Annotated in this window: 8 protein-coding genes and 1 riboswitch; of the genes, 3 read left to right on the top strand and 5 right to left on the bottom strand. The window is 68.0% G+C overall.

The window, feature by feature from the left end:
* Positions 1-30 precede the first annotated feature (30 nt).
* Positions 31-1,059, bottom strand: a complete 1,029-nt coding sequence (locus NBG84_RS14050; RefSeq protein WP_250919777.1) for a C40 family peptidase — start codon at positions 1,057-1,059, stop codon at positions 31-33.
* Positions 1,060-1,314: 255 nt separating this feature from the next.
* On the opposite strand from NBG84_RS14050, the gene NBG84_RS14045 reads away from it, so the two are divergent.
* Entirely contained in the window at positions 1,315-1,668 is a 354-nt protein-coding gene (locus tag NBG84_RS14045) for a hypothetical protein (RefSeq protein WP_250919718.1), read from the top strand.
* Positions 1,669-1,855: 187 nt separating this feature from the next.
* On the opposite strand, the gene NBG84_RS14040 is transcribed toward NBG84_RS14045, so the two are convergent.
* Both NBG84_RS14040 and NBG84_RS14035 read right to left on the bottom strand, forming a co-directional pair.
* Positions 1,856-2,998 (bottom strand): C40 family peptidase, encoded by a 1,143-nt coding sequence (locus tag NBG84_RS14040; protein ID WP_308312059.1) that lies wholly within the window; start codon positions 2,996-2,998, stop codon positions 1,856-1,858.
* Positions 2,999-3,013: 15 nt separating this feature from the next.
* Positions 3,014-3,162, bottom strand: a riboswitch (cyclic di-AMP (ydaO/yuaA leader).
* A gap of 335 nt (positions 3,163-3,497) precedes the next feature.
* On the bottom strand, positions 3,498-5,126 hold the full coding sequence (locus tag NBG84_RS14035; RefSeq protein WP_250919716.1) for an ABC-F family ATP-binding cassette domain-containing protein: 1,629 nt from the start codon (positions 5,124-5,126) through the stop codon (positions 3,498-3,500).
* A gap of 604 nt (positions 5,127-5,730) precedes the next feature.
* Here NBG84_RS14035 and pcrA point away from each other — a divergent pair.
* The gene (gene pcrA, locus NBG84_RS14030) at positions 5,731-8,193 is read left to right on the top strand and encodes a DNA helicase PcrA (RefSeq protein ID WP_250919715.1); all 2,463 of its coding nucleotides are present in this window, start codon (positions 5,731-5,733) and stop codon (positions 8,191-8,193) included.
* Positions 8,194-8,627: 434 nt separating this feature from the next.
* Here the strand turns inward: pcrA and NBG84_RS14025 are convergent, their stop codons facing one another.
* Both NBG84_RS14025 and NBG84_RS14020 read right to left on the bottom strand, forming a co-directional pair.
* Positions 8,628-10,373, bottom strand: coding sequence for a M23 family metallopeptidase (locus NBG84_RS14025; RefSeq protein WP_250919714.1), 1,746 nt, complete (start codon positions 10,371-10,373; stop codon positions 8,628-8,630).
* Positions 10,374-10,723: 350 nt separating this feature from the next.
* Entirely contained in the window at positions 10,724-11,665 is a 942-nt protein-coding gene (locus tag NBG84_RS14020) for an esterase/lipase family protein (protein WP_486679375.1), read from the bottom strand.
* Positions 11,666-12,357: 692 nt separating this feature from the next.
* Between NBG84_RS14020 and icmB the strand changes: the two genes are divergently transcribed.
* Complete coding sequence (icmB, locus tag NBG84_RS14015) at positions 12,358-12,771, top strand: coenzyme B12-dependent isobutyryl CoA mutase small subunit (RefSeq protein ID WP_250919713.1); 414 nt, start codon at positions 12,358-12,360, stop codon at positions 12,769-12,771.
* Positions 12,772-13,017: the final 246 nt, after the last annotated feature.

Here is a 13,017-nt window from a genome sequence, read left to right as displayed (position 1 = left end):
GGTCGGCCGGGCGCGTCGTAGATCGGGCCGTCAGCCGGGCCGGGACGCGCCCGCGAAGGGCATCTCGTCGATCGATGCGATACGGACCACCCCACCGGGCCGGGGCGAGTGGATCATCTTGCCAGCACCGACGTAGAGCCCCACATGGCTGACGCCGGAGTAGAAGAAGACCAGATCACCCGGGGCGAGCGCAGCCCGGGAGACGCGCTGTCCCGCGTCGATCTGGCTGTAGGTGGTCCGGGGTAGGGAGATCCCGGCCGCCTGCCAGGCCGCTCTGGTCAGCCCCGAGCAGTCGAAGGCGCCGGGGCCCGTCGCGCCCCAGACATAGGGCTTCCCCAACGCTCGGTAGGCGTAGGCGACCGCGTGCGCGGCGCGAGTGCCGGTGGTGGGGGAGAGTACCGGCGCTACGGAAGCGGTGCGTGGGGTGCCATGAGTGCTGGGCAGGGTGTTCAGCAGACGCTCAGCGGCGGCGAGCCTGCGTTGGACGGTCTTCTTGTGGCGGCTCAACTCCCTCTGGTGGGCCCCCAGGGCCGCCGAACGCCGGCCCGCTCGCTCCCGTACCTCCGTGAGATGCCGCAACTCCTGCTGAGCCGAGGCGACGGACGCGGCCTGTCGATCGCCGATATGCGCGGCGAAGGCGGCCCGCTCCAGATACTCGTCCGGGTCTGAGGACAGGACGAGTTGGAGCCCGGGGTCGATGCCCCCGGCGCGGTACTGGGCGGTGGCGATCGAGCCGAGCGCGTGGCGGGCGGTGTTGAGCCGCTCGGTGCTCCGTACGGCCTCGTCGCGCAGCCGGTCCAGTGCGGCGCGCTCCCGAGCGGCTCGCTCCCGGGCCCCGTTGTAGTGCTCGGTCGCGACTTCGGCCTCTTGGTACAACTCGTCGACCCTGGCCTTGATCTGAGCGGGGGTGAGCACCGGCTCGGCCGCTCCAGTGCCCTGGAAGGCGGTGACGACCGCCGCTCCGGCGAGTACCAGGGTGGTCGCGGTCCGGGTGGCGGTGCCGGTGAGTGGGTGCGGGTGGTCTTTCCGGTGGGCTCGGGTCTTCCGGTGCGCGGCCACGAGAGTGTCCACGTCCTTCCGTATTGCCGGCCGGGGGAGCCGGGAGGCGGGAGGTCGCCTGCGGCAGGACCGTATGCCCGAAATGCTGGTTCAGGAGGGCTATGGATCGAATCTGGTCGAAGCTGGACGACTGATACCGCTTTGCGAAGGTGTTCGTGCGTCGGAGGCTCCCACTCCGCACTACCACGACCGATGCGGCGAATGAGGCTGACCTGGCCTGAGAGGGGTGATAAGGGGAGGGCTAGGCTCCGCCCCATGGAAGCACTCATCAATGTCTTCGTGGCCCTGCACATCATCGGAATCGCGTCCCTGCTGGGCGGCTTCCTCACCCAGATGAAGGCGATATCCGCGGGTACGGCACGCTTCACTCCGGCGATGCTTCATGGTGCGCTGACGATGCTGGTCACGGGCGTGGCCCTGGTCGGCCTCAACCAGGCGGACGACCAGACCGTGAACAACATCAAGATCGGCGTCAAGATGGCGGTGCTGATCGTCATCCTGGGCTTGGTGTACGTCAAGCGCGACGAGGAGACCGTGGAGAAGGGGCTGTTCGCCGCGGTGGGCGGACTGACCGTCGCGAACATCTTCATCGCCACCGTCTGGACCTGAGGGCCCCTGGTCCTGGAGTCTCTGGACCGGAGGGTCCGGGGCCCGGTCCTGGTCCTGGTCCGGGTGAGCGTTGGCCGCTGGACGTGGACTTGGCCGCGCCGGGTGCGGCCCGGTGCGTCTGAGGTCGGACGCACCAGGCCTTCGATCGTTCCCCGCACTCTGGAGAGCGCTCCGGGCCCGGCATCGGTCAGGCCGGGCGGACGCTTCCCTGGATCGGCATGGTGTAGATCGACTCGACCCGGACACCCGCGCGGCGGTCCGCGCCCGGCCTCGGCGCGTGGATCATCTTCCCGTCACCGACGTAGACGCCCACATGGCTGTGATCTACCGAGTAGAAGACCAGGTCACCGGGGCGTAGATCCCTTGTCCCCACCCGCTGGCCAACCGTCGCCTGAGCCGCGGCGGTACGGGGGAGATCCACCCCGACCGCCCTCCACGCGGCCCGCGTCAGCCCCGAGCCGTCATAGGAGCTGGGCCCGGTCGCACCCCAGCCATACGGCTTCCCCACCTGCGCACGAGCGAAGGCGAGAACCCGCTCGGCCTTCGCCGCGGCGGAAGCACCCGTCGTCGGCTGGAAACTCGGGTGCTGACGGCGCTGCTGCTCCAGACGCCTCAGTTCCGCTCCCTCCATGGTCCGGGCCGAGGCCTGCTGTCTGGCCGCTTCCTCCGTCGCACGGCGGAGAGCGATCGCCTGCTCCTGCTCGACGGCCAGCAGTCGGGTCCTGGCGTCGGCGTCCCATCGCGACATCAGCGTGCGTGCCTCGGCCAACTTCGATTGGACCGAGTGCTTTCCCGCCCGCAGGACACCTTGGGAGCGAGTGAGGGACTCAGGCCTTTCGGCCACCCTGACCCGCTGCCCGGCGGCCTGGGCCGACCCGCTCCCAGCATCGGCGGGCACGCCGCGCTGGCGGTCGCTCATCCGGTGCTGTGCGTCGGCCTGGTCCCCGGCAGTCGGTGGCGCTTCGGTGAACAGGGATCTACCGGTCGGGGAATTCGATGCGGAGCGGTACCGGGTCGCGGGGTCGCCCGCTCTCAGGAGTTCGCTGAGCCGTTCGGCCCGGGTGGCGTGGTCGTCACGAACCTCTTCGACCTGTCGGCGCTTGTCGGTGGCTGCCTGCTGCGCCGTGTTGTACCGCTGTGTTCGCGTACCGGCCTGCCGATAGAGGGCGTCGATCTTCTTCTGCACCTCCTCCACCGTGGGGGTCGGGTCATTCGGCGTCGCCTGGGCGGGCTGCGCCGAAAGAAGTCCGACGGATGCGATGGCTGCCGTGGTGAGTCCAACGGCGGGCGAGGGTTTCGCGGTACGACTTCGGGCCTTGCGATGCGACACCAAGGGCCGGCATCTCCTTCTTCCGTTGTCCGCCTACCGGGTGGGCCGTCGGGTTCGGGCGGAACGGAAGAGCCCTACGGACCGGCGCACATTCGGGTCCGATTCACCCTGGTGGTACCTGGTGGTCCCCCAGTTCCGGTCTCCCATGGGGGCGGAGACCGAATGAGGCGTGGGCGGCCCGATGGACGTGGATCGCCACAGGAGTACGGGCTGCTTGAACCAGCACGCTAGCCAACACGTGAGGCTGCTGTGAAGATTGGTGTTCGTTTTGTCCGATACATTTTCGTGACCTTTGCAATCGGCGGGCATCGGGGCCCAGAAATTCACCTTTCGCGTCCGGGTGGGTGCGAAGGGTGATCGATCGTGGGCGAAATTGCGCACTCAGCCAGGTGCAGCGGGATCAGGTGCAATGAAACCAAGCCACCGCAGCTGATTCCGCAGGGTGGCGGGGGCCATCAATCCATGGCCCCCGCCCGTACGAATGCCACCGCCCCCGGCCCTACCGGTGCAGCTCCTCGCGCTCCACCTCGGTCAGCCCCCCGCCGTCCAGACTGAGCCAACGGGTGATCCCGGCCGCACGGAGGAACGGCCGATCATGGCTGGCAACGACAAGTGCACCTCGGTAAGCGGCCAGTGCCTGGGTGAGTTGATCAACGCTGGCCAGATCGAGGTTGTTGGTGGGCTCGTCCAGCAGCAGCAGTTGCGGGGCGGGTTCGGCCAGCAACAGCGCGGCCAGCGTGGCACGTAGACGCTCCCCTCCGGAGAGGGTGCTCACCCGCTGCTCGGCCCGGCCGCCCCGGAAGAGGAAACGGGCCAGTTGGGCGCGGATCTGGTTGCCGGTGGCCCGTGGAGCCAGCCGGGTGACGTTCTGGACGATCGTGAGCCCATCGTCGAGGACGTCCAACCGCTGCGGCAGACAGCGCAGCGGCACCTGGACCGACACCAGGCCTTCGGTCGGGGCGAGCTGGCCGCAGAGGGTGCGCAGCAGGGTGGTCTTGCCCACTCCGTTGCCACCCAGCAGGGCGATGCGCTGCGGGCCGTGGACATCGAGTGAGCCGAGCCAGGCGCCGGAGCGCAGCCGCACCTGGTTCAGGCTGAGCACACCCCGGCCCGCAGGGAGGGATGTGGCAGGTAGGTCCAGGCGGATGGTCACGTCCTCGCGCACCTGGGCTTCGGCCTGCTCCAGTCGCTCGCGCGCCGTGCTCAGCCGCTGTTCGTGCATACCGCGCTCCTTGCCCGCGGACACCTGGGCGGACCGCTTCTTGGCCTGCATCGTGGGTTTGTCCAGCCGGTTGTCGGCGTACATCTTCCTTCCGTAGCGGACGCTGCGCGCCTGACGGCTATGGGACTGATCCAGCTCCCGCTTCTCCCGGGTCACCCGCGCCTCGGCCGCGGTGACCATACGGGTGGCGGCCTCCTGCTCGATGGCGATGGCGTCCTGATAGGTGCTGAGCGGGCCCGTGAACGTACGCACCGCCGAGCTCCGCAGCTCGGCGATCTGATCCACCTGCTCCAGTAGGTGTCGATCATGGCTGACGATGACCACGGCCCCCGAGTAGCCGGCGAGCGCCCCGTACAGACGTTGGCGGGCCGAGTGGTCGAGGTTGTTGGTCGGTTCGTCCAGCAGCAGCACATCGGGGCGGGCCAGCAGCAGCGCGGCCAGCCGCAGCAGCACCGCTTCACCGCCGGAGACCTCGCCCACCGTGCGGTCCAGCCCGATGTGGCCCAAACCGAGCTGGTCCAGGGTGGCGAGGGTGCGTTCCTCGATGTCCCAGTCGTCACCGATGGCGTCGAAGTGCTCCGCGCTGGCGTCACCGGCCTCGATGGCATGCAGAGCAGCGCGGGTGCGGGCGATGTCCAAGACCTCCTCCACCCGGTGTCCGGTGGCCAGCGTGAGGTCCTGGGGGAGGTAGCCGAGCTCGCCACCGACCTGGACGGTTCCGCTGGTGGGCGCGATCACCCCGGCGATCAGCCGGAGCAGTGTGGTCTTACCGCTGCCGTTGTCGCCGATCAGCCCGGTACGACCCGAGCCGAGGGCGCATGAGATGTCCTTCAGCACGTCGGTGCCTTCGGGCCAGGTAAACGAGAGGTGGGAACAGACCACAGACGCAGCAGGGGAATGAGACATAGACGGATCTCCGACTTCGATGTGCCGACAGGACTGCACGCGGAGATGCCGTACGCCGCTGACCACGGCACAGGGAAGATCAGAGAAGGAGGAAGTCGCCGAACGAGGGAGCGTCGGCTCTGAGGCAGCCCACTTCTGAGGTCATATGCGCGCACACCACTCGTCAGAGAGCGGGGGCACGGCATCTCGAACCTCAGCGGAGCAACGGCCTCTCCTCACGACGACAGCAGATACGCCGATGACGGTACCCGCCTGCCCCGGGCCTGCCAAAGCGTTTTCCCGCGCCTGGTCGCATCCGCCCTGGCACATTCGCTTGCTTATGTCCGCCTGGTCATGCCCGCCCGCCTGGTTACGCGGAGTTACCCCATCGGTCCGGTTTTCGGGGCATCGGGCCGGTCTCCGGGGCATGGCTTGACCGGAAGGCGGTCCTGGCTGGTGCCGCTGGCCCCAGCTGACGGCCTCCCGTCTGGCCGCTGCCCCTGGTGAGCCGGGGGCGGTCCCCGAGCATCTGAGCCATGGATTCGCGATGGGTCGGGCCGCCTTTCAGCGCGGTCCGGCAATGCGGCGGCGGGCTGTCAGTGGGGCGGCCTAGACTCGTAGAGCGATGAGCAGCCTCTTTGACGAACACTTCCTGGCGAACCTCCAGCACTCCTCGGAGGAGCCCCCGCCGCCCGAGGACCATGAGGGTCCCGAGGGCCAGGCCCGGGAGACGATCCCGGACGACCTCTTCCAGGGCGCGTTTGATGTGCCCCCGGCTCGGGACGCGTACCACCGCGATGGTGCGCCCCGCACCGTCGTGGACCCCGACGCCCTCCTGGACGGGCTGAACGACCAGCAGCGGGCCGCCGTCGTGCACACGGGCTCTCCGCTGCTCATCGTCGCCGGAGCCGGCTCGGGCAAGACCCGGGTGCTGACCCACCGGATCGCGCATCTGCTGGCGACCCGGGCCGTCCACCCCGGGCAGATACTGGCGATCACCTTCACCAACAAGGCCGCCGGTGAGATGAAGGAGCGCGTCGAACAGCTCGTCGGCCCGCGGGCGAGTGCGATGTGGGTGTCCACCTTCCACAGCGCCTGTGTGCGCATCCTGCGCCGGGAGTCCAAGAAGCTCGGCTTCACCTCGTCGTTCTCGATCTATGACGCGGCGGACTCCAAGCGACTGATGGCCCTGGTCTGCCGCGATCTCGACGTCGATCCGAAGAAGTTCCCGCCGAAGTCGTTCAGCGCCAAGGTCTCGAACCTGAAGAACGAGCTGATCGACGAGGAGTCCTTCGCCGACCAGGCGGCGGACCAGTTCGAGAAGACGCTCGCCGAGGCGTATCGGATGTACCAGGCGCGGCTGCGCGAGGCCAACGCCCTGGACTTCGACGACATCATCATGACCACCGTCCATCTGCTCCAGGCGTTTCCGGATGTGGCCGAGCACTATCGGCGGCGCTTTCGCCATGTCCTGGTCGATGAGTACCAGGACACCAACCACGCCCAGTACACGCTGGTGCGGGAGCTCGTGGGCTCGGGCTATGAGGACCTACCGGCCGCAGAGCTCTGTGTCGTCGGCGACGCCGACCAGTCGATCTACGCCTTCCGCGGTGCGACGATCCGCAACATCCTCCGGTTCGAGGAGGATTACCCGGACGCGACGACGATCTTGCTGGAGCAGAACTACCGCTCCACCCAGACCATCCTCTCCGCGGCCAATGCGGTCATCGAGCGCAATGAGAGCCGTCGTCCCAAGAACCTCTGGACGAACGCCGGGGCGGGTGCGCAGATCACCGGCTATGTCGCCGACACCGAGCACGATGAGGCGCAGTTCGTCGCGGATGAGATCGACCGCCTGACGGACGCCGGGGACGCCAAGGCGGGCGATGTCGCCATCTTCTACCGGACGAACGCCCAGTCCCGTGTCTTCGAAGAGATCTTCATCCGGGTCGGACTGCCGTACAAGGTCGTCGGCGGAGTGCGCTTCTACGAGCGCAAGGAGGTCCGGGACGTCCTGGCGTATCTGCGGGTCCTGGCCAACCCCGAAGACAGTGTTCCGCTGCGCCGCATCCTCAATGTCCCCAAGCGCGGTATCGGTGACCGTGCCGAGGCGATGATGGACGCCCTGGCGCTACGGGAGAAGATCACCTTCCCGCAGGCACTGCGGCGGGTGGACGAGGCATATGGAATGGCGGCCCGTTCGGCCAATGCCGTCAAGCGGTTCAACGCGCTGATGGAGGAGTTGCGGACGATCGTCGACTCGGGCGCGGGGCCCGCGGTCGTGCTGGAAGCGGTGCTGGAGCGGACGGGCTATCTGGCAGAGCTCCAGGCTTCGACCGACCCGCAGGACGAGACTCGGATCGAGAACCTTCAGGAACTGGCGGCCGTCGCGCTGGAGTTCGAGCAGGCCCGCTCCGAGGACCAGGGCGCGGGCACCCTCGCGGAGTTCCTGGAGCAGGTCGCTTTGGTCGCCGATTCGGACCAGATCCCGGATGAGGACGAAGACGGCTCCGGAGTCATCACCCTGATGACCTTGCACACCGCCAAGGGGCTTGAGTTTCCGGTGGTGTTCCTGACCGGCATGGAAGACGGGGTCTTCCCGCATATGCGCGCCCTCGGCCAGACGAAGGAGTTGGAGGAGGAGCGCAGGCTGGCGTATGTCGGCATCACCCGCGCCCGGGAACGGCTCTATCTCACCCGGTCCTCGATGCGGAGCGCATGGGGTCAGCCCGCCTACAATCCGCCGTCGCGGTTCCTGGAAGAGATCCCCGTCCAGTACCTGGAGTGGAAGCGGACAGGTCCGATGGCCGCGCCCGCGGGTCCCGTGTCCGGTTTGGGCTCCCGGCTGTCGTCGGCTTCATCGTCGCGTGGGCGGACGGCGGCCGCAGGATTCGCGACCCGGCGTGGTGCGGCCGAGAAGCCCGTGATCTCGCTGACGATCGGCGACCGGGTCACTCATGACCAGTTCGGCCTGGGCACGGTGGTCGAGGTCAAGGGCGTGGGCGCCGACGCACAGGCGACGATCGACTTCGGGGACGAGAAGCCCAAGCGGCTGCTGCTGAGGTACGCGCCGGTCGAGAAGCTGTGAGGTAGGGCCAGGAGCGGATTGCCAGCCCCGCCGGGTCTGATGTCCACCCGGGGGCTGGCCGGTGTGGTCTGCCCCAGCCTTCAGGGCTGCCCGCTCCGGACAGCGGGTTGCCATTGGCGTTCGCGGAGTGCCGTGTCCCGTTTGCTGGAGGCGCTGGGAAGGAGCGGTGCCAGGTCCGGGTGGCGGGCGTTGGCGCTCTGCCCGGTCGGGCTCGACGCTCGACCGTCCGACGCTTGATGGTCCACCGGGCGATGTCCAGCGCTCGATGCCCGGCGCTCGATCGTCCCTCGGGCGGTGGCTGAGCGACCGCACTGTTCTCTCGTACGAGCGGGGTCTCCAGGGCAGTGACGCTTGCTCAGGCTCACGGGCCTTCCTGGCAAGCCGTCACTTCTGTGTCCGGATGACGACGGGAATCGGGTACCGGCCGATGATGTCTACGCTGGATTGAGGCCGTGGCTCTGGAGCCAGGTCAAGGGGTTGATCGCGGCCCCGCCACCGGGCCTGACCTCGAAGTGGAGGTGCGGTCCGATCGAGTTCCCCGAGTCACCCGCGTAACCGATCACATCGCCGGCCTTCACCGTGCCCGAGCGAATCCTGGCGCTGCTCAGGTGGCAGTACCAGGTCTCGGTTCCATCGGGAGCGGTCAGGATGACCATGTTGCCGTAGGCGGAGTGGGTCTGGGTGCGTACGGTGCCGTCGGTTGCGGCGAGCACCTCTGTGCCGTAGCCGACCGGGAAGTCAATGCCGGTGTGCAGCGAGACCCAGTTGACGCCGGACTGGCCGTAGTAGGCGCTGATGCCGGGCTGCCGCACCGGGAGGGAGAACTTGGGGCGCAGTGCCTCGCGCCGCTTGGCCTCGTCCTCGCGCTTCTTGCGGTCCGCCGCCTGACGGGCCTTCAGGTCGATACGTTCCTGAGTGCGGGAGGCGCGGTCGCCGAAGTCACGGGCTTCGGCGTGGAGCGCGGCGAGTTGAGTGTCCATCTTGTTGTTGGCCGCGGCCGTCTTGGCGGCCGTCGTGGCCACGTCCGCGGCGGCGAGCTTGGTGCTGTCGTCCTTCTTGACGTCGCCTCCGCTGAGGCTGCCGACCGAGGCGGCGGCGATACCCGCCACACCCATGACACAGGCGGACGGGACGGCGACGGTGAGGAAAGCCGAACGCTTCGCGGGGGTGCGGCGTCGACCGCGGTTTCCGCTTCCGTTGGCGCGACGCACGGGACGGGGAGATACCGGTGTGACGGGGGTGATCAGGCCGAGCTCTGCGTCGAGGTGGTGGTCGGCAGCGGCGTCGGTGAAGTCGTTCTCGGCGGATCCGTCCTCAAGGAGGCCGGGATCGAGGCCGTCGGTGTCGAGCACGAACTCGTGGTCGGGGTCGACATCGAGAAGGAGCTCACCCGTACTGTCGAGTTCCTCCGTGAGGAGCGCGCCCTCGCTCTGTCCCTCGTACACCCCGGTGGCGAACGCTTCTCCGTCGTACGTTCCAGCGTCATACGTTCCGGTGCCGTAGGCCGCGGTCTCGTGGGACCCCGTCTCATAGGGTCCGGCCTCGTATGTGCCCGTCTGGTACGCCACAGCCCCATACGGATCGGCTTCATACGTATCGGTCTCATACGCGTCGGTCTCATACGTTTCAGTACTGAACTCCTGGGCGGATTCGGTACTGAGGTCGGGTGCCGGCTCTGGTGGCGGTTCGGAGCCGAAGCCCGTCGCGACGTCCACACCAAAATCGGTTGCGGCGAAATCATGTTCCGGTGTGAACTGTTGCGGTAGGACGGCGTCTGCGGCCACGTTCCACGCGGTCGCATCGTATGCGCCGCTGTCATTGCCGGGGGCTGTCCACTGCCCGCCGGAGTCAGCCGCGAAGGTTGCCGCCGCCGTGTTGAACTGGCCAGTCTGTCCGCTCTGGTTCCAGGCCGAGGCGTCCCATTGCCCGGTCGTGTCGTACTGGCCAGAGGGATCGGCGGCCTGAGGGAAGTGCTCGACCTGCTGCTCGGCGTACGTCTCGTAGCCGGCGCTCTGGTGCGAGCCCGTGTCCCACTGGCTGGTGTCGAAGTGACCGCTGTGGCTCGTCTCGTATCCGGCCGACGTGCCGGGGAGCGCACCGAAGAGCGGATCGATGTCAAAGCTGCCGGTGGGGTTGTTGTCGTAATCGACGTGCCCGGCGTGGGCGTGCTGGTCGTTCACCAACTTCTCTCTCGCCTCGGCAGCAGGAACTGGCTTTTCTGGGGCCATGGAGCAGAGGAATCCCAGCGGGGGGAACCAGTGGCGCGACTGTACCCGGCGGTATGCGGCGGCGACAATCTTCCTGGGGTTTTAGCCAATCAGGAAACGGGCATTCGAGCGTCTTTCGGAGGGGTACAGGAACAGCCTTGGCCCTATGTTCGAAACGTGTTCGATGTTCGGCTGTCCGTTATGCCGCTGTCGTCGGGTGAATTGCCGATGGGCATGGGGGTCTTGAGGTGGACTCGGGTAGGTGCTGTGCCCGTGATCGGTTCCACCGGAATCCGCCGCGCGCGTCGCGGGCGTAGCGGGCGCTAGGCGACCGAGGCGGTACCCGAGGTGTCCATGAGGGAGTCATCGGGCTCCAGTACTTGCCGGATGCCGGCGGCCACTGCGGGGTGGACCGGAAGGGCGAGATGGCCGACGCCGCTGACTTGGACGTTCTCGGCGTTGAGATCGGGGTGGTCGAGACGGGCCGTCTCGACCGGGCTCATCAGTTGATCGAGATCGCTCCAGAAGCTCACAAACCGGGTACGGCATCCGGGTGCCGGCCGGCTGAGCTCCTCGATCACCGAGGAGCCGGGGCGCATCTGCCGCACGATGGGGTGTGCGCTGGCGAGCGGGGCGACGGTGGTTCCGGAGTGCGGGGTTCCCAGCGTGACCAGGGTGCGTACCCGTAGATCACCACCGAGGCACTGGATGTAGTAGCGCGCGATCAGCCCGCCCAGGCTGTGCCCGACGATATCGACCCTGCTCTGCCCGGTGCGGTCGCTGATCTCCTCGATATGGCGACCGAGCAGCTCGGCCGCGGCACGGATATCGCAGGTGAGGGGCGAGTAGTTCAGACACTCCAGATGGTGCCAGCCATGCCGGGCGAGGGAGCGCCGCAAGAGGACGAAGACGGAGCGATTGTCGACGAAGCCGTGAAGCATCACGACAGGAGGGTGGTCGGGGGTCCGGCGGGTCGGCAGTGACGTGGGGGCGGAAGGCCCCGCGGTATCGGCGCCGCGGTCGGGGGCTTGCTTCGAGCCGCGCGGCAGGGTGTGCGCCGACGCTCGGGGGGGTGGAGTCGGGCGATTGCCGCGCTGCGGCCGACTCTGCGACTGGCTCGGCGGTTTGCTCGGTGCCTGGCGTGGTGCCGTGCGGGCCGCCGGGGCCTGGGGGCGGCCCTGCTCCTGATCCCGTCTCTCGTTCTGCGGGGCCCGGCCCTTGCTCTTGCCGCGGCTGGGAGCCTTGTGTCCACCTTCCTGCCCCAGGCGTTTCCCGCCGCCGCCTCCCTCTGGTCCCTGGTCCTGGCTCCGTGGTTCCTGGCTCCGTGGTTCCTGGTCAGGGTCCCGAAGCTCGGGTTGATCCAGTGCGGGGCGCTCGGCGGTCAGGCCGGAGGGGTAGAGCAGTACGTGCCCGGCGAGAATGGCCAACTCAAGCGCGGTGGCGCGCAGGACGGTGGCGGGGCCCCGTAGATCACGGAGGGTGAGCAGCTGCTGCGCGGTGCGCAGGCTGACGGTGCGCAGATCCCAGGGGCCCAGGCCCGGTGTCAGTGACAGGCAGTGAGGTAGGGGGAGCAGGCTCAGGCTCAGGCTGAGGGAAAGGAAGGGCAGGACCTGCATGGGCCGACCTCCGTACGACATACAGGGGACGTCGTCGTCCCTCGTATGCCCTCATGGGGCCTCCTCAGGCGCTGTCCCGGTCGCCGATGGCGGCGGCGCTCGCGACAGTGAGTGCCGTTCCTCCGTGCCGTGCGGCTGACGGCGCGGAGGCCCGGCGCTGAAGCGGCTCCCTTGCGCCGACCCCGCAGCGGGTTGTCCCGCATGAAGAGCGGGGACGACACATAGCGAACATGTCCCAGTGTGTGATTTCCCCCTCCCTGTCCACTGTGAAACGGGTGGGTGCGGGATGCTGGAGATAACGTTCGTTCACTTGCGGCGGAGTCGGCTATGTGGAGGCAGCGATGGGTGTGACGGGTCCGATCCGCGTGGTGGTGGCCAAGCCGGGGCTCGACGGCCATGATCGCGGTGCCAAGGTGATTGCGCGGGCACTGCGCGATGCAGGTATGGAAGTCATCTACACGGGCCTACACCAGACGCCCGAACAAATCGTGGCCACAGCGATCCAGGAGGATGCGGATGCGATTGGGCTCTCCATCCTCTCGGGCGCCCACAACACCCTGTTTGCCAAGGTGATTGAGCTGTTGAAGGAGCGGGAGGCCGAGGACATCAAGGTCTTCGGCGGCGGCATCATCCCGGAGGCGGACATTCCTCCGCTGAAGGAGCTGGGGGTGGCCGAGATCTTCACCCCCGGGGCAACGACGACGTCGATCGTCGACTGGGTGAATGCGAACGTCCGGGAGCCCGCCGGGGCGTGATCCACTGGCCTGAGGGTTGGAATCCCGCGGTTACCGCTCCATGTCCGCGACGGTGAAAGGCGTCTGACGACCTCGGGCGGTGTCCATCTGTTCAGCCGTTCGGCCTAACGCGACTCGGCCAGCGCTCTTGGTTGAGCGCGGGTTACGCCAGGTGCTCATGGGGTGATGGGCCCATGCGGCGCTGAGCGTTCTGGATCGGCTCTGGTGCGGGGTCGGCGCGGAGGAAGCGGCCGTGGACCTGCGCAC

Source organism: Streptomyces albipurpureus (assembly GCF_023701525.1).
GTDB lineage: Bacteria > Actinomycetota > Actinomycetes > Streptomycetales > Streptomycetaceae > Streptomyces > Streptomyces albipurpureus.
Note: the sequence above shows the minus strand (reverse complement) of the source record. Positions and strands in the feature narration are given on the sequence as shown.

What these genes read in the sequence shown, in the direction of transcription:
- pcrA (WP_250919715.1), top strand. Translation starts at nt 5,731, where the DNA reads ATGAGCAGCCTCTTTGACGAACACTTCCTGGCGAACCTCCAGCACTCC.
- icmB (WP_250919713.1), top strand. Translation starts at nt 12,358, where the DNA reads ATGGGTGTGACGGGTCCGATCCGCGTGGTGGTGGCCAAGCCGGGGCTC.
- NBG84_RS14045 (WP_250919718.1), top strand. Translation starts at nt 1,315, where the DNA reads ATGGAAGCACTCATCAATGTCTTCGTGGCCCTGCACATCATCGGAATC.
- NBG84_RS14035 (WP_250919716.1), bottom strand. Translation starts at nt 5,126, where the DNA reads ATGTCTCATTCCCCTGCTGCGTCTGTGGTCTGTTCCCACCTCTCGTTT.